18 protein-coding genes are annotated in these 22,685 nt (G+C 39.2%); 9 read left to right on the top strand and 9 right to left on the bottom strand.

The window, feature by feature from the left end; all coding sequences use genetic code 11:
• Window positions 1-498 carry a YdeI/OmpD-associated family protein gene (locus IEE83_RS03810; protein ID WP_194119301.1) on the top strand — a complete coding sequence of 166 codons (498 nt, stop codon included), beginning with the start codon at window positions 1-3 and terminating at the stop codon, window positions 496-498.
• Between the two features lie 129 nt (window positions 499-627).
• Window positions 628-1,416 carry a PhzF family phenazine biosynthesis protein gene (locus IEE83_RS03805; protein WP_194119300.1) on the top strand — a complete coding sequence of 263 codons (789 nt, stop codon included), beginning with the start codon at window positions 628-630 and terminating at the stop codon, window positions 1,414-1,416.
• Window positions 1,417-1,473: 57 nt separating this feature from the next.
• On the opposite strand, the gene IEE83_RS03800 is transcribed toward IEE83_RS03805, so the two are convergent.
• Window positions 1,474-2,355: a DMT family transporter gene (locus IEE83_RS03800; protein WP_194119299.1), complete on the bottom strand. Its 882-nt coding sequence runs from the start codon at window positions 2,353-2,355 to the stop codon at window positions 1,474-1,476.
• 73 nt (window positions 2,356-2,428) lie between these two features.
• Here IEE83_RS03800 and IEE83_RS03795 point away from each other — a divergent pair, with 73 nt between their 5' ends.
• On the top strand, window positions 2,429-3,838 hold the full coding sequence (locus IEE83_RS03795; protein ID WP_194119298.1) for an OmpA family protein: 1,410 nt from the start codon (window positions 2,429-2,431) through the stop codon (window positions 3,836-3,838).
• A 706-nt stretch (window positions 3,839-4,544) separates the two neighbouring features.
• On the opposite strand, the gene pth is transcribed toward IEE83_RS03795, so the two are convergent.
• Entirely contained in the window at window positions 4,545-5,105 is a 561-nt protein-coding gene (gene pth, locus IEE83_RS03790) for an aminoacyl-tRNA hydrolase (protein WP_194119296.1), read from the bottom strand.
• Window positions 5,106-5,357: 252 nt separating this feature from the next.
• Between pth and pyrR the strand changes: the two genes are divergently transcribed.
• The gene (gene pyrR / locus IEE83_RS03785) at window positions 5,358-5,897 is read left to right on the top strand and encodes a bifunctional pyr operon transcriptional regulator/uracil phosphoribosyltransferase PyrR (RefSeq protein ID WP_194119294.1); all 540 of its coding nucleotides are present in this window, start codon (window positions 5,358-5,360) and stop codon (window positions 5,895-5,897) included.
• Between the two features lie 175 nt (window positions 5,898-6,072).
• Here the strand turns inward: pyrR and IEE83_RS03780 are convergent, their stop codons facing one another.
• Complete coding sequence (locus IEE83_RS03780) at window positions 6,073-7,629, bottom strand: hypothetical protein (RefSeq protein WP_228101666.1); 1,557 nt, start codon at window positions 7,627-7,629, stop codon at window positions 6,073-6,075.
• 164 nt (window positions 7,630-7,793) lie between these two features.
• Here IEE83_RS03780 and argS point away from each other — a divergent pair, with 164 nt between their 5' ends.
• The 4 genes from argS (at window position 7,794) to IEE83_RS03760 (ending at window position 11,571) form a co-directional block, all read left to right on the top strand.
• A complete protein-coding gene (gene argS / locus IEE83_RS03775; protein WP_194119293.1) occupies window positions 7,794-9,572 on the top strand; it encodes an arginine--tRNA ligase in 1,779 nt (592 codons plus the stop codon).
• A gap of 125 nt (window positions 9,573-9,697) precedes the next feature.
• Window positions 9,698-10,255: a glutathione peroxidase gene (locus tag IEE83_RS03770; RefSeq protein ID WP_379992819.1), complete on the top strand. Its 558-nt coding sequence runs from the start codon at window positions 9,698-9,700 to the stop codon at window positions 10,253-10,255.
• 29 nt (window positions 10,256-10,284) lie between these two features.
• The gene (locus IEE83_RS03765) at window positions 10,285-10,659 is read left to right on the top strand and encodes a DUF5618 family protein (RefSeq protein ID WP_194119289.1); all 375 of its coding nucleotides are present in this window, start codon (window positions 10,285-10,287) and stop codon (window positions 10,657-10,659) included.
• Window positions 10,660-10,677: 18 nt separating this feature from the next.
• Entirely contained in the window at window positions 10,678-11,571 is an 894-nt protein-coding gene (locus tag IEE83_RS03760) for a 1,4-dihydroxy-2-naphthoate polyprenyltransferase (protein ID WP_194119287.1), read from the top strand.
• Window positions 11,572-11,583: 12 nt separating this feature from the next.
• Here the strand turns inward: IEE83_RS03760 and IEE83_RS03755 are convergent, their stop codons facing one another.
• From IEE83_RS03755 to IEE83_RS03730, 6 genes are all read right to left on the bottom strand, one after another.
• Entirely contained in the window at window positions 11,584-13,353 is a 1,770-nt protein-coding gene (locus IEE83_RS03755) for an SGNH/GDSL hydrolase family protein (protein ID WP_194119286.1), read from the bottom strand.
• A 928-nt stretch (window positions 13,354-14,281) separates the two neighbouring features.
• Complete coding sequence (locus IEE83_RS03750; protein WP_194119284.1) at window positions 14,282-14,731, bottom strand: DUF4920 domain-containing protein; 450 nt, start codon at window positions 14,729-14,731, stop codon at window positions 14,282-14,284.
• A 73-nt stretch (window positions 14,732-14,804) separates the two neighbouring features.
• Window positions 14,805-18,269 carry a DUF7948 domain-containing protein gene (locus IEE83_RS03745; RefSeq protein WP_194119283.1) on the bottom strand — a complete coding sequence of 1,155 codons (3,465 nt, stop codon included), beginning with the start codon at window positions 18,267-18,269 and terminating at the stop codon, window positions 14,805-14,807.
• A 17-nt stretch (window positions 18,270-18,286) separates the two neighbouring features.
• On the bottom strand, window positions 18,287-18,904 hold the full coding sequence (locus IEE83_RS03740) for an ABC transporter ATP-binding protein (protein WP_194119281.1): 618 nt from the start codon (window positions 18,902-18,904) through the stop codon (window positions 18,287-18,289).
• 50 nt (window positions 18,905-18,954) lie between these two features.
• A complete protein-coding gene (gene bla, locus IEE83_RS03735) occupies window positions 18,955-19,875 on the bottom strand; it encodes a class A beta-lactamase, subclass A2 (RefSeq protein WP_194119280.1) in 921 nt (306 codons plus the stop codon).
• A gap of 21 nt (window positions 19,876-19,896) precedes the next feature.
• Complete coding sequence (locus tag IEE83_RS03730) at window positions 19,897-21,123, bottom strand: hemolysin family protein (RefSeq protein WP_194119278.1); 1,227 nt, start codon at window positions 21,121-21,123, stop codon at window positions 19,897-19,899.
• A gap of 431 nt (window positions 21,124-21,554) precedes the next feature.
• Here IEE83_RS03730 and fbaA point away from each other — a divergent pair, with 431 nt between their 5' ends.
• Window positions 21,555-22,634, top strand: a complete 1,080-nt coding sequence (gene fbaA, locus IEE83_RS03725) for a class II fructose-bisphosphate aldolase (protein ID WP_194119277.1) — start codon at window positions 21,555-21,557, stop codon at window positions 22,632-22,634.
• Window positions 22,635-22,685: the final 51 nt, after the last annotated feature.

Raw genomic sequence — 22,685 nt, 5'->3', positions numbered from 1 at the left:
ATGTCCGTCATCTTTGAATCAAAAATTCATCATTTGGAACACCTGGTCGGGACGCGCTATTTACTTGTTCCAAATGAGATTATTGAAAAACTTGGAGGATCATTTTCTGTTCGTCTCTGGTGCACGGTTAACGAAAAACTGAAATGGCAGTGTGGACTGGTTGCTTTGGGAAATGGAGATGCTTACATCAGTATTAATGCACAGCGAATCAAACAATTAAAAGCAAAGGAAGGTGAAACATTCACCGTGGATCTGGAAATTGACGACAGTGAATATGGCCTGGAAGTGCCGGAAGAATTGAAAGAATTGCTGGATCAGGATGAAGAAGGAAACAGACGTTTTAATTTGTTGGTTGCCGGAAAGCGGCGTTTTATTATCCGGCATATTACCGCTGTCAAAAGCAGCCAGCTGCGAATTGATCGTGCTGTGACATTAATTGAAAATCTTAAAAGATTGGGAATAGGAAAAGAAGGTTTTAAAGAGATTCTTGGCAAATAAGCCTGAGACAATAACAAGGCGTTATTAATCTGATTTTAATATTTATCTTGAAAAATTCCATACCCGACTACGTTTAATCGAAAAAAAAATTAATACCTTGGAATAAATTAACACCTCGAGCCTAATTACATGAAACTTAATATATACCAAATAGACGCATTTACGGATCAACTTTTCTCTGGAAACCCGGCGGCGGTAGTACCGTTGGAAAGCTGGCTTCCGGATGAAACACTTCAAAGTATTGCAGCTGAAAATAATCTGGCTGAAACCGCTTTTTACGTACCGACCGAAAATGGTTTTCATATCCGCTGGTTTACACCGATGCTGGAAGTTGAACTTTGCGGCCATGCTACATTGGCAGCCGGATATGTGATCTTCAACATACAGGGATATGAAGGTGACCTTATCAAATTTGAATCGCTGAGCGGAGAATTGACAGTTCATTGTAAAGACAACTGGCTGACGCTGAATTTCCCCGTAGATCCATATCACATTGCCGTACCACCTCCTGCTCTGATGGAAGGATTAAGTGATGCAACAATTTTGGAAGTTTACAAAGGAAAAACGGATTACATGGTCGTGCTTGATACCGAGGCGGAAGTACGCGATCTTGATTTTGATATCATTGTACTTTCCACCATTCCGGCTCGTGGTATTATTGTTACGGCACCAGGTGATGATGTTGACTTTGTATCACGCTTTTTCGCTCCGCAATCCGGTGTTGATGAAGATCCTGTAACTGGTTCTGCACATACAACGCTGATACCTTACTGGGCGGAAAAACTTTCAAAAACTGATCTGACTGCGAAACAGCTTTCGAAACGCGGTGGATATCTGAAATGTGATCTTGATGGAGACCGCGTTAATATTGGCGGACAAGCCCGTCTTTATCTAAAAGGTGAAATTGAAACTGAATAATCAGATTTTATAAAATATCCGGAATAGTCATTTGTGGTTTGTCATATCCATAAATGACTATTTTTTTATACTCTGCAATTTGGATTTTTGTCCGGCATATAATCCTGCGATAACGAGTACGGTTCCTATAATGGTATAAACTGTAACCGGCTCATCCATTAACCACCAGGCAAAGAAAAAACCAAAAAGCGGACATAAAAAAAGCCATAATGACGCCCGGACTGTATCAATCCGAAGCAGATAAAACCAGCAGATTAGCCCGACTACGGATACTGCAAGACTTAACCATAAAACGGAACCCCAAAATGTTAAATCCCAATGCGTGGCGTTAAAATCACTAAAAACAGCGGTGAATGGCAATAAAAATATGCCTCCCAGCATTACCTGCCAGCCATTGATCAGCAAATTTGGCAACTCCCATTTCACACTGGCGTAGTAAACACTGGCAGCTGAAACGGTAAGCATACTGATTAATAGTAAGGAAATCCCTGTCAATGTTGTAAAACTATTTTTCAATAAGGGATAGGTCGCAACGGCCACGCCAGCCATTCCGAGTACAATTCCCAACCATTCCGCTTTTGCAGGTTTTCTATGAAGCCACCATGCGGATAACAAAACAATGATCAGCGGATTTGTTGAAACAGCCAGACTTCCGATGCCGGCTGCTGTATATTTCATCGCACACACGTACAAGCCGAGGTACAGCGTTGTATTCATAAACCCGAACAAAGCGAGCTGCTTAAATTCGTTTCGATTTGGAAGACGGAATGCGGAATCTTTTTTAAATCCGTAAGAAAAACCGAGCAGCAATATACCTGCAATAAAAAAACGAACGTTTGCTAATATCAAAGGAGAAGCAGACTGAACACCAAACTTGGTTGCGACCGAAGCAGAGGCCCACAGAATGGAAAAGACAAGACCGATTAGAATATTTTTCACTTTAAACCATAATTATGTTTCAAAAATACAAGAAGCATTTCGGCTTCGATCTCTCTTTTTTATATTTTTGAAGATGATTAACAAAAAAAATGCGAAATGGCTTTTTGCAATTCTCCTTCTTAGCCAAAGTTTCGATCCTGCTTTTGCACAAACCCAGTGGACTTATGATTTCAATAATGGCTTGTCGCCTATGGAAAAAGGTGGCCCGGCTCTGCATAAATTAGGACAATCAGGGCAATTTATTAAGGAAAAAGTGCCTGGAAGTGGTGAGAAAGGTGTTCCGGAAATTATAAGAACTGTATATCAGTTTGAAAAAAATACGGGTTTACAATTCGATAATAAAGAGGCGAACGGTTTTCTGAACAAATCATTTACGATCGAGATTTATTTCAAGCTGAATGAGCTGGATAGCTGGAAACGCGTTCTGGATTTCAAAAACCGGAAAAGTGATTACGGAAGTTATATCTACGACGGGAAACTGAATTTTTACGATTTTGCCATTGGCGAAAAAGCGCCCGTAAAAGCCAATCAATATATCCATTATGTATATTCCCGCGACTTTGATACCAAAGCCATTAAAATGTATGTAAACGGTATTTCGAAAGTCGAATTCAAAGATCCTGGTACCGAAGGCGTTTTGGATAATGAACAGGTTCTGAATTTCTTTCAGGACGATCTTGTAGCCAATCATGAAGCAAGTGCAGGTTCTGTGGCTTTAATCCGGGTCTATGACCGCGTAATGACACCGGTTTTTATCCGAAGAAGCTATCAGACAATCAGCCGCGCACCGAAAGAAGTGACCGCTGAAATTGAAGCTGTTAAGGAAGAAAGTAAGCCTGTTGAAAAAGAAACGCCCATTATCAATACCAATCTGGTACAGGTTACAGGAAAAGTTTTCGAAGGAAAAAATCTTAACGCTGTGGAAAATGCGGATGTTTCTGTAAGGAAAACTAATAATGACTCGCTGGTGGCTCAAAGTAAGGTACACAATGGTTCTTATGCTTTCCAATTGAAACCGCATGAATCATACAAAATTTCTGTACAGGCAGCAGGATATCAAACCAAGAGTATTCCCGTAAGAACTACCAGTCGCGCGACAGAAGTGAAATCGCTGATCAGCCTGAGTCCGGAAACATTTGACACTCCGCTGGCCACATTATTATTTACCCAAAGTACGGAAACACTCGAAAACCCTGCCAAAACACAGCTTGATTCGCTGGTTTCCTATTTTCAAAAAAGAAACGACCTGAAAATTATGCTGAAAGGGCACACAGATAATATCGGGGATTTTGACAAAAATATTTTATTGTCAAATCAGCGTGTGCAGGTTGTAAAAAATTATTTATTGGAAAAAGGAATTTCAGGTGACAGAATCCAGGGCGTGGGTTACGGTTCTACAAGACCTAATCAGAAAAATCTTTCAGAAGAACTAAGAAAGCTAAACCGGCGGGTAGAAGTTTGGGCTGAGCCTATAAAAAGATAAAGCCATCTCATAAAGACGGCTTTATACTGACTATTCCTAAACCCTTAACCTTTTCTTATCTTTATATTTACCTGAATTAGAAAGTATTAAACAAACTACTACTCAGGTTAAATCATTTTTTCTATTTCAAATAACAAAGCTGTTTTTCAAACTCAACATTCCCTTCACAACCTGCTTTGTTAACTTTTTTCAAACTGATCCTTAAAAACAACTACCTCAGTTTAAAAAATTCTTTTCTTTGACGTCACTTTATTATACAAAGTCACATTCGTCTCAATAATACTCCAATTTTTTTTCTTATCAAAATCAGACGTTAACTGATTCAATATACGAAGCAAATTCAATTTCAGTTCCCCGTTAAATAATTATGCCTCAATTTTTTATCAAGACACTTTAAAATCTGGTAAACTGACAATTTTTATCTTTATCCGAAGTGCAAATATACCTAAATCAAGGTACAACTTCATGGATTTATTCAATTCCTGCCCCAACGAATTGATATACAAATATCACAATAAATTTTGATATTACAAATTCTAATAAATTATCTAAACAAAATATTGTTTGGAATATACTATTAAAAAAATATTCATCTTCATCATTTTTAGTACTTTATAAATCAATAAATAGAATATTATTTCACTTAGAATTAAAAAACCAAATAAACACCTATCTTAAAATATTTATATATCTTTAAAAAGTACAATCATTGATTATAATTATTCATCGCATATTGTATCCCCAAAGTACAAAACGATACTACCATCTCACCTGCGGTATCCAGGAATATAGGTAATTCATCCATTTCTTCCTTGGAAAATGCTTTTAATACATATTCTACTTGCCTTCCGCGAGGAAAATTATTTCCGATACCAAATCTTAGTCTCGGATATTCTGAACTGCCCAAAATTTCCTCAATATTCCGTAAACCGTTATGTCCGCCATGGCTTCCTTTTGGTTTGATACGTAAAGTTCCAAAAGGCAATTGAAGCTCGTCAACTATCACTAACAGGTTTTCTTTCGGAATTTTATACTGATCCATATAATAGCGGATCGCTTTACCACTCAGATTCATAAAAGTGGTAGGCTTTATAAAATAAAACTGCCGGCCTTTGTGTTTCCATTCTGCTACAAACGCCAGTTTTTCAAAAGAGAATTTAAAATCATTTTGAGCCGCCAGCCTGTCCAGCACCATGAATCCGATGTTGTGACGTGTAAAAGCATATTCAGGACCAATATTGCCTAGTCCTGCTATCAGGTATTTCATTTATTCTTTATTAAATTATTATGATCCGCTGTTTCACTTAATTGTCACTCACGTATCGTTATTTTTACAGCTTAATTACCGGAACAAAATTAAATGAATAAGCAACAGTAAAGAAAATAACTTCTCAACCGGCTTCATTTAATTCCAGAAACGAAAGAATCTTTTAGGAGTATATTACACATATTGCCTTGAAAAGTTTTACATTTCATAATTGTGAGCTTAATTTAGGCTTTAATTCAGTAAAATTACAAGATGTCCATCAAACGACTTATTTTAAGCAGCCCTCTGTTAGAGATCATGACCAGCCGGTTATGCCAGGAACTTATTGAAAATCATCAGAATTTTGATAACTCTGTCATCATGGGCCTTCAGCCAAGAGGAATTTTCTTTGCAGAACGCGTTGTTGCTGAATTAAGGGAAAGAACCGGAAAAAATATTCCGTTAGGACATTTGGACGCTACTTTTTACAGAGACGATTTTCGCCGTCGCGATTCCCCGCTCCTACCCAATAAAACCAATGTTCCTTTTCTGATCGAAGGAAAACGCGTTATATTAATTGACGACGTTCTGGCGAGCGGAAGAATGGTACGCGCAGCCTTGGACGCAATGACGGCATTTGGACGCCCGAAAATGGTTGAACTAATGGTTTTGATCGACCGCCGCTACAACCGTGAATTACCAATTGAACCGGATTATGTCGGCATGAAAGTAAGCACACTTGAAAGTCAGCGTGTTCAGGTTGAGTGGAAAGAACAAGGTTTTGAGGCTGACCATATCTGGATGGTGGACTAATAATTATTAATGGTTAAGGATTAATTGTTAATGATTGGCTTGTACCTACATTCTAGGAATGGCATCGAGATTATTATTAAAACCTTAATTCGAAAATTCTAATTCTTTACAACAGAATATTATTTTTAATATCGTCGACGCCTGCGCAAGCCAATTAACCCTTAACAATTAACCATTATTCTCTCGGTACATTGTTGCTTTCGCGGTTTTCGGCTTTTTCAATTCCTTCTGTTTTGTACGTCAATTTGTTGATGTAAAAAACTTCACGTCCTAACCCCACGGTTGATGGACCGACACGCTGCAAGCCATAGGCCAGAAAATACTGACCATACCAGGGAGCCAAATATGCATTTTCGTTTGTCAATACTTTATCCGATTGTGATTTTGTTGCCAGCTCAAATTTTTCGTTTTCTACAACAACTTTGCTTCTGTTGATTACTTCTGTGTGAATATTTCCGTCTTGTGGATAAGCCAGAATAAAATAGTCATTAACAGGCGTCAGCTGCACCATTTCCTGTAATTCAAAACTGTTTAAGTCTTTAATCGGAATGCAGTTATCCCATTTGAATTTTCCGTTTCTGTCAAACCCACACACAATGGCATGCGTGTAACGATAACCTTCAATGCTGCGTCCGGAATATGGCCGATTTACACCATTGGTAATAATTGGCGATCCGGCGCGCTGATTGGGATAATAAACCTCAGCAACTAAAACAATCTCATCTTCGGTCTGAATCAATTCGTGCACAAGAAGCCGATAGCGAAATCTGTTTTCTTTTCCCAAACTTTTACGTTTTCCAATACGTTCCTTCACACGCTCGCGGCGCTTTGGCTTCATGAAATTAAAAAAGTTTTGGAGCTCCGAAAACTCGATAAATTCAGGCGTTTCAGGCTCGTTATCCGTAATATGTGTAATGTATAAACCCTGGGAATAAGGTGTACAACCCACAGAATAATTTCCGATCAGATAAGAATCATCCTGATTTAAAGGAACAATCTGGCCGGAAATCAAACTATTTTTTGGATCGCTTAATGATGTTTTCTTAATTAAACGCCCTTCGTACGAATAAGTTTTTATCTCAAAAACACAGTTTTTTTTACGGTAAGCATAAGTAATGACATTAATTATTCCATCCTGTTCATTGATATCAACATTGTTAAGCTCTGTATTTTTTTCATACAATCCAGGTAAAACCTTGGACGTGTGATCAAAGAAAGAATGTACTACAACAACGGGACGGGAACGATGATAACCTGCGATAATCGCCTTACTGCCAATCACTTTAAACTGATGCACATCAATCCCCGAAAGGAGGTCTCCCTTGAAAGTTTCAATCGTTCCATCTTCAAAATTCATTTGAATAAACAGGAAATGATCGGTATCAGGTTGTGCGAAAAGCCAGTACCCGTGATCTCGGCCCTGGTGAGCCATAACCGGAGTGTAGCGGTTATCCAGCTTGTATTTGACCCGCCAGATAGGATTTAGCGATATATCATATTTAGTGAATTCCCAGGTTTCATTGCGGTTTCCAATAAAATCATCACCGCGGACAAGGGCAATTAATCCCCCGTTTCCCAAAGTAAAAACCTCAAATACCTCAGAACGGGAAGAACTGGCTGCGATTTCAAGGCGATCAGATTGTTCTAATTGTGCCCAAACCCTGGAAGGTATGGCCAGCCAAAATTGTATGATCAGACAACTTTGAATCACAAATAGTAAACGGTTCTTCATAAGTTCTTGCTTCGGGGTGTAAGTCTGTTCAATATTTACCCTAATTTTGCATCAAAAAGAATAACATAATCATTAATATATAAATATTTTTATTCAAATAAAAACTTAGATGATTGTCAGGTCAATTTTGATTAACAATCTGAAATACTATAAAAACAATATTCATGACGATTGAAGCCATACTGAAAGCGGACATTCAAAAAGCGATCCAGAAAAATTTCGATATCCTTGTCGAGGATATTCTTTTGCAGCCTACAAAAAAGGAATTTGATGGATTTTATACCTTCGTAACATTTGCTTTAACAAAAGCTACACGCCGTGCTCCCGCAGAAATCGGACAGATTATTGCTGCCGATCTTGAAGCAAATTCTTCGATTGTTGATAGCTGCAATGTCGTTCAGGGATTTTTGAACATCAGCCTTAATGATGAGACCTGGTTGAAATTATTCGGAGATATTATTTCTGACCTCACTTATGGAGATTCTCCGGCAAATGGTAAGTCTGTGATGATCGAGTTCTCATCTCCTAACACAAATAAACCTTTACATTTAGGTCACTTACGGAATGATTTCCTGGGTGATTCACTTTCCAGAATTTTGAAAGCTTGTGGATATGATGTTGTAAAAACCTGTCTGGTCAACGACCGTGGAATTCACATCTGTAAATCCATGCTTGCTTATCGCGAACTGGCAAACGGAGAAACGCCCGAATCATCCGGTTTGAAAGGTGATCATTTGGCTGGAAAATATTATGTTCTTTTTGATAAGGAATATAAAAAACAAATTGGTGAGCTTGTAGAAAATGGCATGACTGCCGAAGAAGCCGCGAAAAAAGCACCCTGGATTCTGGAAGCACAAAAATTACTTTTGTTATGGGAGCAAGGTGACGAAGAAACGGTTGCGCTTTGGAAAAAAATGAACAATTGGGTTTATGATGGTTTTAATCAGACTTACAATCAGATTGGTGTAAGTTTTGACAAAACCTACTATGAATCAAATACTTATGTTTTAGGAAAAGATATTATTGAAGAAGGTTTACAAAAAGGCGTTTTCTTCAAAAAACCTGATAATTCAGTTTGGATAGATCTTACAGCAGAAGGACTTGATGAAAAACTGGTACTTCGGGGCGACGGAACTTCGGTTTATATCACGCAGGATATAGGCACAACGGAATTGAAATTCGCTGATTTCCATAATGACCGTTATTTATGGGTTGTAGGAAATGAGCAGGATTATCATTTCAATGTGCTGTTTGCCATTTTGAAAAGACTGGGACGCCCGTATGCAGATGGTTGCTATCATATCAGTTATGGTATGGTGGATTTGCCATCCGGAAAAATGAAATCGCGTGAAGGAACGGTTGTAGATGCTGATGATCTTGTAAATCAAATGATCGAAACCGCTGCAAGCCGTACACAGGAATTAGGAAAAATTGATGATTTTGAAAGCGAAGAAGCCACTGCTTTGTACCACACATTGGCACTTGGCGCGTTGAAATATTATCTTTTGAAAGTGGACCCTAAGAAAAGGATGCTCTTCAATCCGGAAGAATCTATTGATTTCCAGGGACATACCGGACCATTTATTCAATATACTTACACCCGGATGCGCTCTATCATGAGAAAAGCGGAACAATCCGGAATCGAAATTCAGCTTCCTCCGGCGAACTATGAACTACATCAGGTTGAACGTGAACTGATTTATACTTTATCGCAATTTCCTTTGCGCGTTCAGGCTGCGGGAAATGAATTTGCGCCGTCAGTTGTATCTTTTTATATGTATGAACTGGCCAAAGTTTATAACCAGTTTTATGCCGAAGTTTCCATTTTTGCCGATAGTGATCCGGTGGCCGTGAAATTCCGTGTCGCTTTATCGAAAGTGGTTTCAGAAACAATTCATAAAGGTTTGGGGTTGTTAGGAATAAATGTACCTGAAAGAATGTAAAAGCGTTTTTTTACGTTAATTTTATAGGGAAAATCACAACTAACAAAACAGCATTTTTTCTAAAATTTTTAATTCCAACTTAACCAAATTGATTTGTTATGGCCTTATTAAAATCAGTACTTATCATGATTACAACACTGTTTACCGGCATTTTTGCTGACAAAAGTGAAACAGCTGTAAAACCAGCGGAAACTATGACTGCAAAACAAACTTTGTACGACTTTAAAGTTAAATCTCTTGTTGGTGATAAAACTGTTGATTTGAGCAAATACAAGGGTAAAAAAGTAGTGATCCTGAATGTTGCGTCAAAATGCGGATACACAAAACAGTATGCTGACTGGGAAAAATTCAACAAAGAGCATGGTGACAAAGTTGTTGTATTGGGCTTCCCTGCCAATAATTTCGGCGGACAGGAACCAGGTACAAGCGAAGAAATCGCTACTTTCTGTTCAAAAACTTACGGCGTTTCTTTCCCGATGTTTGAAAAAGTTTCAGTACTTGGTCCGGATCAGGCTCCAATTTACAAATGGTTGAGCACAAAAGAATTGAATGGCTGGAATGACAAAGTTCCTACCTGGAATTTCTGTAAATATGTGATTAACGAAAAAGGAGAATTGACTAACTTTTTCGCATCAAAAATATTACCAACTGACGCAGAGTTTTTGACTGCCGTTGGTATCTGATTTCCATTTTTAACACACACTAAATTAACATGAAAGAAATACTTGAAGCCAAAAGGCACATCGAAAATGCAAAAGATATTCTGAGTGAAAAAGCCCGGAAAGAAAACGGGTATTATCAGGATCGCAAATATGTAAAGATGGCTGGTCACACCGCTTATTCCGGAGTACTTGTGGCATTGGATGCTATTTTTGGTGATAAAAAGAAAGGTCGGAAAAGTGTAGCGTGGTATAAAGAAGAACTGGCAAGAATGGATAAAAAGATAGTTTCTTCATTTCTTGCCGCTTATGATACTTTACATTTGGCAATGAGTTATGACGGAAATTTAAGTTCCAAAGTAGCAAGTGCAGGCCTTGAAGACGCAGAAAAAATAATTGCCTGGGCTGAACAAAAAGCCACGGCCTGATATTAAGATTATAGTAAAATGAAATTTTGGATAGAAGCAGCCCGGCCTCGTACATTGCCTTTGGCGCTCTCATGTATATTAATGGGCTGTTTTTTAGCAGCATCAACGGGTCAGTTTAGCTGGCCCGTTGCTTTGTTAAGTGTGCTTACAACCACACTTTTACAAATACTTTCCAACTTTGCCAATGATTATGGCGATGCAGTTAACGGAAAAGATACCGAGCTACGTGAAGGACCGATAAGAGCTGTTCATTCCGGCAGTATTCCGGCGTCTGCAATGTTGAAAGCCATTATTATTTTTTCCGGTCTTGCACTGGTTTCAGGTGTTACGCTATTATTTATTGCGTTAAAGGATGCTCCTGCAAATACTTTCTGGGTATTTTTGGGAATTGGAATTGCGTGTATCATCGCTGCCATTACGTATACAGCAGGCAAACGGCCTTATGGATATGTTGGTCTCGGGGATTTATCCGTTTTGATATTTTTCGGTTGGGTTGGTGTTCTGGGAAGCAGTTATCTGCACACACACGTTTGGAACTGGGATTTACTTTTACCTGCAACAAGCTGCGGACTTTTTGCTGTTGGTGTTTTAAATATCAACAACATCAGAGATATCGAATCCGACAGAGCTACCGGTAAAAATTCAATTCCTGTGCGCCTGGGACGTGAAAAAGCTATTATTTACCATTGGGCGATTTTAACCATCGGAATGCTTTGCGTATTGATTTATACCGTTCAGCATTTTTCAAGTTACACCAGCCTTATTTTCCTCCTCAGCTTTCCTCTTTTTATTAAAAATGGCCTCGCTATTTCCAGATTAAAAAAGGCGAGTGAATTGGATCCTTATCTAAAACAAATGGCACTTTCGACGTTGCTTTTTGTGATTCTATTTGGAATAGGCGTTATCATTTAGGTAGTTTATGAATCATTTTATAATAAATGGTTCATAAGCTTTTCCCAAAATCGAATACCCTTTTGCGTTCGGATGCAGTCCGTCCGAGAAAAGTGACTCGTCAATTTTCCCATCCTTACCAGCCAATACCAAACCCGGATCCAAGTAATTCACGTTTGCTGATTTGGTCAATTCTTTCAATTTCGCATTCAGCCTGGCAACGCGCTCTTCCTGTTGTCTTCTTGGATAAATTCCCACCATAGAAATATTTGCCTTGGGCTGATGATATTTCATAGCCTCAATCAACATTTGCCAGCCAGCCAGTATTTCCTCATCCGAGTTCATTTGAAGATTATTTGTGCCGATGTTCACGAAAATCTGTTGGGCAGTAAATCCATCCAGTTCACCGTGATAAACGCGCCACAGAACATTTTCTATCCTGTCCCAGCCATATCCCATATTCCTGGAATTCACTCCGAAAGTTTTATCCCAGGAATCTCCGCCTGTTGCGCGCGGACCTTTTGGAAGTCCGCCCCAGAAATGCGTTATTGAATTTCCAATCACCACAACTTTTGGCTGGTCAGATTTGTTTGCTTTCAGTATTTCCGAATGTCTTTTTTCCCAATCATAATTCGCCAGCTCGCGCATTTGCGTACAAGGAATTGTTGTTGAAACGGTTCCCTTCGGCTCGTGCAAAACTTCCCTGATCTGCTTTTCATAAGCCTCTGCATAACGCATCATGCCCAGATCCGTTGGGTGCGTGCCATCCACCATCGTTTCAATATCCTGATGGAAGTCTTCTTTTGGTATAAGATAAATTCCGGTTACGCCTTCCGATTTCAACTGTACAAATGCTTCTTTTAAAATCACATTGACATCCTGATAACTTTTCCGGTTTACAGGATTAATCGCCTCGTCCGTGTAACCATCGTGTTCGGCCAAAACAATTGGCGTTTCAGGGTGCCTGGTTCTCAATGTATGCACACCATCAATAAGTCTTTTCTTAATCTCATCCGCAGGAATATTGACGCTTGCAACCAGGTTAGGGAGACAATCAAGAACATAAATTTTCGCATCAATTTCAGACACAAGATCAATCAGTTCTTTTTCCATCCGTCCGTTTCCTGAAAAACCAAGGTTGATGAGCGGATCATCAAGTTTTCGTCCAAGAATCGCAGTCCATGCCATTCCAGGGCGTGAGGCGCAGGCGCCTTGTGCAATGGACGTTCCATAAACTACAACAGGTTTGTCAGGTCGAACGGGTAACGGTTCAAAACGGGTTCCTTCCGGCACGCCAATTTCCAGCCATTTTACATTGTTATAGAGTGGTAAAAAAAGACGGTATTCTCTTCCTAATTTGTGAGTGGCATCAACCGGTTCTATATTTTTAAAATTGAAAGTTATTGTATCGCCAAAAGCATATTTAGCAGAACACCAGCGCCAATTGCCATCATTTGAAATGGCATACAAATCAACTCCACTTACTCCTGTGGCTGGCATATGCGGCAATGCCTGTTTTCCTCCAACTGTATATCTGACTCTGATTTCTCCGGAATTGGCACGAAAACGAACCATTAAACCCGCAGCTTGGGTAGACAAATTCCAAACCGCTTCACGGACATTTTTTTCCGCACGGGCGGGCAGACGGTCATATTTATTTTTAAGTTCATTAGGCCAGGCTTGACCTTCCAAAACAGGAAAAGAACTATTCGCAGGATTCCACCAGGTAAACGCCGTGGTTTGTGCAGAAACAAAATGACTAGTAAAAGCGAGGAAAAAGGAAAAGAAGAATCTTGATTTCATAGAAAGAATGGACGCTGTTTGGATGATTACCAAAGTGTTTATTCCCACGTTTCTTACTATAACTCTTGTAAAATTTATTTTCCTTAGTCTAAGGAAGCAATGGCTAAAGCCCAGGGAGTTTCGGGCAGTTCTAGCACCCAAGGTTAAAACCTTGGGTTAGTTTTTGTGGCTAGTTAAGAAAACATCACCTCAGACTAATATAGAAGAATTCAAAAAGCTAAAAAACTGAAAAACTAACCCAAGGCTTAGACTTGGGCAAGTCACTACAATATATCCGACTTTGGTCATCGCCACTTTTCCTATATTCAACAAATTCTTAATCTCAAGACGAACCTCAGGTTAGTATGTAATAATTCAGAAAATCCCAAAGGCCAAAAAAAATTAACCCAAGGCTTTAGCCTTGGGCAAGTCACTACAATGTATCCGACTTTAGTCATTGCCACTTTTCCCGTATACAACAAATTTCCAATCTCAACACACATCTCAGGTTGATATGGTATAATTCAGAAAAGCCTAAGGTCTAAAAAAAATTAACCCAGGGCTTTGGCCTTGGGCAAGTCGCAATAAGGTATCTGACTTTAGTCATTGCCACTTTTCCCGTATACAACAAATTTTTCCAATCTCAACACACACCTCAGGTTGGTATATAATAATTGAGAAAAGCCTTAGGTCTAAAAAAATTAACCCAAGGCTTTGGCCTTGGGCAAGTCGCAATAAGGTATCTGACTTTAGTCATTGCCACTTTTCCCGTATACAACAAATTTTTCCAATTTCAACACACACCTCAGGTTGTTATGTAATAATTGAGAAAAGCCTTAGGTCTAAAAAAATTAACCCAAGGCTTTACCCTTGGGCAAGTCACTACAATATATCCGACTTTAGTCACAGCCATCCTTTTTGTATTCGAAAAATTCTGGTCAGCAGGAATTTACTTCACCAAAACCCCATCCGCAATAAATGTCAGCTCCTTTTTCGGTTCTGTTATTTTAGCAATCTCCTCATTACTTTTTCCTGCATCTTTGGCATAATGCTGCAAGTGTTCAACAGGAACTGTTTTCATTTGTGCTTCTCCTTCAAAAACCACTGTTTTTCCTGCAATATCTTTTGGCACAAAAAATGAGTAATCTTTAAACATGACACGCATCGTTTCGCCATTATCCATCTTCACTTTCATCCAGCAGCCTTTTACCTGACAAACCGATTCGACAGTACCTGTTACCTTCGTGGCCATTTCCTCCTGATTTCCCATTTTAGCTGGTAAAGCACTGGCCTGAATCGCTTTTTTGTCATTAATTTCTTTACCAAAATGAGCAGTTGTTTGCGCTTTGGCAATGGAAAAACCTGTTAGTACCAATAAAAATATAAATAACTTTTTCATCTTATCAGTTGATTATAAATCCCTTAATTAATTATTAAAGCTAATAATTTTTGTCCGTAAATCAGCAAGTTGTCTATTCCAAAACTTCCAGCCAGCCTTTGCAATGATTTCCTCCTGGTGTATCGACAACATAAAAATAGGTTCCGTTTGTTATTCCCTTTCCCCAATCATTTTTATACACGCCGGATTTGTAAATACTTTTTCCCCAGCGGTTATAAATTTCAAGTGCTGAACCCGTTACCGGCACATAAAAAATATCATTTTTTCCATCACCGTTTGGTGTTATAACATTGGGTAAAATAAGCGGCTCCTCAGCACTTATTTCTTTCGAAGTTGAAAGCGAGCAGCCGGTAGAATTGTAGGAGGTAAGCGTCACAGTATATTTTCCCGGCGTTTCATAACTATAATCTTCCACGTTTGCGGTGCTGAAATTGCTTGTGCCAAGATTCCATTCAAACCGCTGCGCATTCGGTGTTTTGTTCATCATCGAATATTTTACCGGCTTATTACATTCTCCACCGGATCTTACAATTTCAAAAACAGGCACATAAGAACGATCGACATTAACTGTAATTAGTCTTTTCGGACGACAGCCATTCGCATAAATTCCCTGAACAGTGTAAGTTGTCGTTTGAACCGGACTTACCGAAACTGATTTTCCCGTTGTTTCACTCAAAGTCGAATCTCCCGACCATTGATATTCCGGAGCCTCCCCGGAAATTGTTAAAGTAACAGCGGTTCCTGCGCAGGTAGTAACATCTGGTGTCACAGTAAAATCCTTACTTTCTTCCACAGACACAGTTACCTTTTTTGTGACAGAACAGCCGCTTTCAGTGCTGATTTTTACTGAATAAGTCGTTGTTTTATCGATGGTAACTTTTGGTGTTGCGCTAAGCCGATTATCCAATCCTGTTGCCGGCGACCATTCATATTTTGTACCTCCGCTCGCAAATAATGTGGTCGTTTTATTTTCGCAAGTAAGTGTATCACCTGTTATTTTGGCATTTACACTTTCAACTGTAATAATTTTCTGCGCCACATCCATCCGTTTGCAGCTTAGTTTGTTGTAAACAGTCAGTGTGACTTTATATTGACCGGCTTCTGTAAAAGTGTAAGAACCTCCATCCTCTTCCCTGGAAATCCCGTTTCCATTGACATCCCAAAAATATTCGACACCTCCCTCACTCGTATTGATAAGATCCAGTTTCAACGGCGCGCAACCTTTTAAAACATTTTTTGTCTGTCCCTGATAAACATCAAAATCTGCTTTCAACAAATCAATATCAATTTTAAAGGCTGCATTATTACAATTCGGACTTTTATTAGTTCTCGACCAGGCTTGTGGTGTTGTAGGGAAAAAGCTCCCCCCACAGGCGCAGGTAGCGTGATAGATCATTCCATTTTTATCAAACCTGCTTGTCCCGCCATCTACATGATCGCCATGCGCAACTCCCGTTCTGTCCTGGCTTCCGAAAAATGTTCCGTACAAAAGTGATTTTGCGTTTTCTTCCAGAATAGCGATATAAAAATTACTTCCGCTTGTAGTTGTCTGGATAGCATTTTCGGTCACCGGTAAACCTGAGGTACTACTTTCAAAATTATATCTCGTAGCTCTATTGACATCTCCACCCCACCCTGCTAGATAAATATTGCCGCACTCACTGACCAAAAAAGCTGTTGGAGAAATATCCGGAACACCTCGACCAGAGCCGATGACAGTAGAAAAAATTGATTTTGATAAGGTATAATCCAGCGCGTGAACAAATTGTCCACTTCCCGCATTACTATAAATCCCATTACTTACAGGATATTTTCCAAATGTCAAACCATAAACGTAAACATTTTCATTGGGGGCAAAGTCCAGTAGATACCCTCCATCTTCCACCACAGTTCCCAGGTAAGTCATTCCTTTTAAACGGCCATCACTGTAAGTTGCAATAAACGCATCCTCAGTTCCGCTTAATTTTGGCTGATAAGAAGTTGACTGGGTTTTAAGATCTGCACTTTGGGTTATTCCTGTGACAAATACATCACCATTTTTAGCAGGTTTGGCAGAAAACGCAGCATCAAATCCACTTCCGCCAATATATGTGCTCCAAATCAAATTACTCAAATTGGCAGAAATCTTGAATAGAATACCATCCTGGTTACCTGATAGTTTCGTTTGATCGGCATTTACAACCGGAAAATTGTCTGAATTTGTTGAAGAAACAATGATTATATTATCCTCTCCGTCCAGTTCAATTTCTCCGCGAAAGCTGTCTCCATAATTTTTCACTTTGACATTATCCGTCGCACTGATTCCATCATTGTTTTTTCCTCCGATAAAAGTTGAAGCTTCAAGTCGCGAGCCGTCCGCAGATAATCCGGAAATAAAAATATCGCTGCCATTTAAAAACGCAAGTCCACCAACAGGTTCTGTAAACGTTCCACCACCAAAAACCTTTTGATAGGCAGCAGTACTTACCGGAAAATTTGTAGACGCTGTTGTCCCAAAAATAAATAATTGATTTTTACTATTAACAATCAGGCTGTTAGGAACTTCTGTATCATTCCCACCCAGGTAAGTTGCATACAGCAACTGACTTCCGTCAGGCGTGTATTTCAATATACCAACATCTACTATTGCAGCAAATTTGACCTGAAAAGCGCCAACTGTCGCAGGAAAAGAGGCACCAAATACTGTACCGCCGGAATACAAATTTCCCTGTGCATCATAGGTTGCCGTGTGTCCCCAGTTATCCGCTATGGATCCTGAAAAAGTTGAAAAAATCAGTTCCGGATCGATTGTTAAAATAGCCGAATGATTGTAATCTTTTGGAAGAGAAAACTGAACGCGATTTCCTTCCGATAAAACAATTTTGGAAGCCACATCCTGGGTTTTATTATTGATTGTTTGAAAAGAATAAGGCTGCGCCTCTTTGAACTCTCCAACAGAAGTTTTTACAATCGTCTGCCCGGATGCATTGACCAAAATATCCGTTGCTCCTTCATATTTCAACTTAATCTGTGAAGCATCAGCCTGTGGGTGAACGATAAACTCATATTTCAGTTTGGCATCATAAATGTAAAAACGAAGGTCAATTCCTTTGTAAATATTTTCATAAATCAATTCTTCAAAAGCTCCTGCATTACCAACCCATTTGGATTTGTCGTTCCCAAGAAAATAATTGAAAGTAGTTTTGACAGGATTTTTAGTGCTGAATTTAATATCAGAACCGGCATTTTCAAACTTCACTTCAACACCATGGGCATTGATTACCGGAATGGTTGGCGGTAAAAATTTTGCGTTAGGAGATGATGGGTGGGAAGTTGCTTTTCCGTGCATGTCTGACACCTTGGAAGCATCATAAAGCACATATACAATTGATTTGTTTTTCAAAAAAAGAAAACCGCCCGGAATCTCGGTTCTAAACAAAATATCTGAATCCCACTGTCCTTTGTTTTGAACAAAATACATGCCGCCACAGAACGATTTGCTTATCGTTCCCAGGAAAACCAGAACCAAAATCAGAAGAAATTGTATAGTTTTCGTCATAGCCGGCACTTCTTTTATTATTTGAACGCCGAAACGTTTATGATATTTTCACAAAACTCATATTCCTGTTTCACATTCGAACCTAGCAAAACCAATTGTTTTTCAGTTGATTTCGTAACATTATCAAGATACCAGTTTATTCCGTGCACATCGAGATTTGTCGTAGGTTCATCCAAAAAAATAACGGACACATCCGACATAAATGCCAATCCAAGTTTCACCCGCTGTTTCATCCCAGAAGAAAAATGCCTGATCACTTTTCCGCTTGCATGGGATAATTGTATAAAATCCTCAAAATCAGCCGACGAAATATTATTTTTAAAAGGCTTGAATTTTTTATGAAATTCCAGGTGTTCACGCAAAGTAAATTCTTCAATCAATTCAAGATATGGTGCTGCTATAACCAAATGTTTATACCAGCTATCTACCTCAATTTCTTTTCCATCATCAAAATAACCGATCCTTCCTTCACTTGCCGGCGTCATACCTGTAAGTAACTGTAAAAGCGTTGATTTACCGCTTCCATTCGGCCCAACAAAGGTATACATCTGCCCCTGTTCCAACACAAAACTTGCCCTGCGGATAATCCATTCCTTAATGAATTTCTTACCTATATTTTCTACTTTGATCTGCACAATTTAATGATAGAGTGATTGAATGAGTGAATGACAGAATGGTCAGACACTTACTTTTTAGCAAGGAAATAATCGTAGGCTTTTTTGGAAATTTGAGCTATTACCGCATCTCTGCTTTTTTCATCCAGCTTTGTGTGTGCTACAAAAATAACAACAGCAACATGTTCACCATTTGGCAAAGTAATAATACCAACATCATTGGAAGCAGCCGTGATTCCATCCTCGTTCGTTCCTGACAAACCAGTTTTATGGGCTACTTTTGTATTTTTTGGCAATAAACCTTTGATCTTGTTAGGGCCAGTTGTGGTTTCAGTCATGGTTTTCATGAGAAAATTCGTGCTGGTTTTTGACAGATTTTTCCCTTTGTAAAAAAGATCCAGTAACCGGAGCATGGCACGTGGCTTACACCAGTTTGTAAACTGTACATTCCAGGCTTTCGACATTTCTTCTTCCGTAGCTGCAATGGCTATACTTTTTATTCCCAGACTATGAATATAATGATCGACTTTTTTAGGACCGCCAACCAGACGGAACAAAATATCGCAGGCATTATTATCACTGTTTGAAACTGCATATCCGATCAAGTCAGAGATTTTCACATCAACTTCTCCATTCGGATATTTTTCTCTCAGCGGGCTCCATGTGTTTGGAAGTAGATCTTTTTTCGTAACATGAATTTTCTGGCTTAGAGACAATTTGCCTTTATCAATCTGATCCAGAACGGCCATTGCAAGCGGGAATTTGTAAACACTTTGCATTGGATATTTATGTCCTTCATTGAACAGAAACGTCTCCTTATCTTCCAACCCCATAATAGCGACACCAACATCACTTTTAGACGCGGAAATAATTTTATCAACTTCCTGACGAAATATTTCATGCTTTTTCTGTGCAGAAGCATCCAGATTCCAGACAAGAAATAGCGCAATCAGGAAAAACGTTGAGGATTTGAAGTTTTTGTTGATGGTCATTGGAATAAAGTTGATCAATTGCTATGGCTTAATTTCGTTAGTTTCAATATCTTTTTGACTGTATCCGGTTCTGTGTCTGGCCAACTTTACCAGTTCAATTCTGGTATCCTGCATGGATATGATCTGGAAAGAATATGGCGGCATGTCAATCTCATCATTCACTTCCGGCAAGTCGCCATGAACCTGGATCAGCATTCCGGCTAATGTATCATAATCGCCCTCCGGCAAATCCCAGCCATATTTTTCATTCAGATAATCTACTTCGTGGCGCGCACTTAAAATGTATGTATGATCATCAATTTTCCTTTCCGTCCAGTCTTCCGTAGAATCATATTCATCTTGTATTTCACCAAAAATCTGCTCTACCACATCTTCCACACTCACCAAACCTGACGTCCCACCAAATTCATCTACAACCAAAGCAAGACTTCTTCTTTCTTCTAAAAACCGCAACATCAGATCACTTGCCGGCATCGCTTCCGGAACAATCAAAATCGGCGTAACAATACTGCTGATTTCTTTTGGTTTTCTAAAAAGAGACAAAGCATGGCAATAGCCCAAAACATCATCAACAGATTCCCGGTATACAATTATTTTCGAATGTCCGCTTGCCAGAAACGTCCTTTTCAGATCTTCAATTGTATCGTTGACATTAACAGCCGAAATTTCGGTACGCGGAATCATACAATCACGAATCCGTAAATCCTTAAAGTCCAGCGCATTGATAAACATTCTTTCATCAATACTGTGGTCTTCAAAATCCGGATCGTCGGCAGAAGCAGCTTCGTCGCGTAAATGATGCGTCAGCGCATGTTCATTAACAAATGGCTCAACCAGCCAATATAATGGTGTAATTACCCACTCAGCAAAACGAACGGGAAAGGCTTTTAAATCTAAAATTTTTGGAAAAATATACCCAATTCTTACCCAAACAGTGTAACACAGAACCCATAAAATAGCAAGTCCCACAAAAAGGATAAAAATCGTAAGTTCTTCGGCAACGCCAAGCGAATCTTTAAGGATTGGAAATACAAAAGCCACCGCATAAAAACAGCCCAAAGATACCACTGCGAGGCGGATCATTCTTAAAAGCCGGCGCCAGTAAAGCGTCTGAAATATCACATTGGCATTTTCGTGTCGGAGGGTATATCTGTCAATGGAAATATCCATCAGCACCGCACGTACCGCGCCATAATATCCCGCCAAAACAAAAAACAAAACCGCCAGACCTACCAGAAGAATGTTCATCTTTTTTTATTTTTAGTAGCGGTCACTTTTTTTAAACTTTCCTCTTCAAGTCTTTTCTTTTCGGTTAAAGAAGATTTCAATCGGTTGAATTGAAAAAAAAGCAAAAAAGTAATACTTATCAGCAAAAGCCAGTAACTTTCAAACAAGGTAGTACGCCGAAATTCAAGCACCCACACAATTAAAAAACCGATACAGCCGGCGATCAAAAGGGTTCGGGTTAATTTTGGAGACATGAAATAATCTTTAAATCTATTCTTTTTCAAATATACACAGAATGGATTAAAATGGATAAATCATCTTGGCCTGTGATAATATCACTTACTTATTTCTCCCGTTTTCTTTAAAATAGTTAACTTGCGCCAATTCCTGTACAATTGGGCCGCAATCCCCTAATTGTAAAATTTTTTCTTGATAAAATATCTTACTTTACTATGAGCGAAACTACACAACGCTTTCCTGCCGGTGTTATTACCGGTGACGGAGTTAGCGAAATCTTCCGTCATGCCAACGAAAATAACTACGCCCTTCCAGCTGTTAACGTGGTTGGTACTAACTCAGTAAACGCAGTTATCGAAACTGCGAAGGCCGTAAACAGTCCTGTTATTGTTCAGTTCTCAAATGGTGGCGGTATCTTTTTTGCAGGAAAGTCTCTTTCAAATACTGATCAGAAAGCTGCTATTGCAGGAAGTATCTCAGGCGCTCAACACGTTCATTTGATGGCAGAAGCGTATGGTGTTCCTGTAATTTTACATACAGACCATTGTGCTAAAAAACTTCTTCCATGGATCGACGGTCTTTTGGAAGCTGGCGAACGTCATTTTGACAAATTCGGCAAACCATTGTACAGCTCTCACATGCTGGATTTGTCCGAAGAGCCTTTGGAAGAAAACATCGAAATTTGCAGCAAATACTTCGAGCGTATGGCTAAAATCGGCATGACGCTTGAAATTGAATTGGGTGTAACGGGTGGAGAAGAAGATGGTGTTGATAACAGTGATGTTGACAGCTCTAAACTTTATACTCAGCCGGAAGAGGTTGCTTATGCATACGAAGAGCTTCGCAAAATCTCTCCAAACTTCACAATTGCTGCTGCTTTCGGAAACGTTCACGGTGTTTACAAACCAGGTAACGTGAAATTGGAGCCGAAAATCCTTAACAATTCTCAGAAATACATTCAGGAGAAATTCGGAACAGGTGAACTTCCTGTAAACTTCGTATTCCACGGCGGATCAGGTTCTTCCCGTGAAGAAATCCGTGAAGCAATTGAATACGGTGCGATCAAAATGAACATCGATACTGACGTTCAGTGGTCAACCTGGGAAGGAATTCTTAAATATTACAAAGAAAAAGAAGGATATCTTCAGTCTCAATTAGGTAACCCTGAAGGCGCTGATTCTCCAAACAAAAAATATTACGATCCACGCGTTTGGTTGCGTAAAGGTGAAGAATCTATGATCGCTCGTTTGAAAGTAGCTTTCGAAGATTTGAACTGCATCAACCGTTTAGCTTAACCAAATTAAAAGCGGTCCGCCGCGTGATGAAGAGTTGAAAGTTGAGCGTGT

Source organism: Dyadobacter subterraneus, assembly GCF_015221875.1.
In the GTDB taxonomy this organism is placed as follows: domain Bacteria; phylum Bacteroidota; class Bacteroidia; order Cytophagales; family Spirosomataceae; genus Dyadobacter; species Dyadobacter subterraneus.
Note: the sequence above shows the minus strand (reverse complement) of the source record. Positions and strands in the feature narration are given on the sequence as shown.

Excerpts from the sequence above, each read along its gene's own strand:
- IEE83_RS03750 (WP_194119284.1), bottom strand. The coding sequence starts at position 14,731 with ATGAAAAAGTTATTTATATTTTTATTGGTACTAACAGGTTTTTCCATT.
- pyrR (WP_194119294.1), top strand. The coding sequence starts at position 5,358 with ATGTCCATCAAACGACTTATTTTAAGCAGCCCTCTGTTAGAGATCATG.
- IEE83_RS03730 (WP_194119278.1), bottom strand. The coding sequence starts at position 21,123 with ATGAACATTCTTCTGGTAGGTCTGGCGGTTTTGTTTTTTGTTTTGGCG.
- IEE83_RS03745 (WP_194119283.1), bottom strand. The coding sequence starts at position 18,269 with ATGACGAAAACTATACAATTTCTTCTGATTTTGGTTCTGGTTTTCCTG.
- IEE83_RS03770 (WP_379992819.1), top strand. The coding sequence starts at position 9,698 with ATGATTACAACACTGTTTACCGGCATTTTTGCTGACAAAAGTGAAACA.
- bla (WP_194119280.1), bottom strand. The coding sequence starts at position 19,875 with ATGACCATCAACAAAAACTTCAAATCCTCAACGTTTTTCCTGATTGCG.
- IEE83_RS03760 (WP_194119287.1), top strand. The coding sequence starts at position 10,678 with ATGAAATTTTGGATAGAAGCAGCCCGGCCTCGTACATTGCCTTTGGCG.
- pth (WP_194119296.1), bottom strand. The coding sequence starts at position 5,105 with ATGAAATACCTGATAGCAGGACTAGGCAATATTGGTCCTGAATATGCT.
- IEE83_RS03805 (WP_194119300.1), top strand. The coding sequence starts at position 628 with ATGAAACTTAATATATACCAAATAGACGCATTTACGGATCAACTTTTC.
- IEE83_RS03765 (WP_194119289.1), top strand. The coding sequence starts at position 10,285 with ATGAAAGAAATACTTGAAGCCAAAAGGCACATCGAAAATGCAAAAGAT.
- fbaA (WP_194119277.1), top strand. The coding sequence starts at position 21,555 with ATGAGCGAAACTACACAACGCTTTCCTGCCGGTGTTATTACCGGTGAC.
- IEE83_RS03810 (WP_194119301.1), top strand. The coding sequence starts at position 1 with ATGTCCGTCATCTTTGAATCAAAAATTCATCATTTGGAACACCTGGTC.
- IEE83_RS03780 (WP_228101666.1), bottom strand. The coding sequence starts at position 7,629 with ATGAAGAACCGTTTACTATTTGTGATTCAAAGTTGTCTGATCATACAA.
- argS (WP_194119293.1), top strand. The coding sequence starts at position 7,794 with ATGACGATTGAAGCCATACTGAAAGCGGACATTCAAAAAGCGATCCAG.
- IEE83_RS03755 (WP_194119286.1), bottom strand. The coding sequence starts at position 13,353 with ATGAAATCAAGATTCTTCTTTTCCTTTTTCCTCGCTTTTACTAGTCAT.
- IEE83_RS03795 (WP_194119298.1), top strand. The coding sequence starts at position 2,429 with ATGATTAACAAAAAAAATGCGAAATGGCTTTTTGCAATTCTCCTTCTT.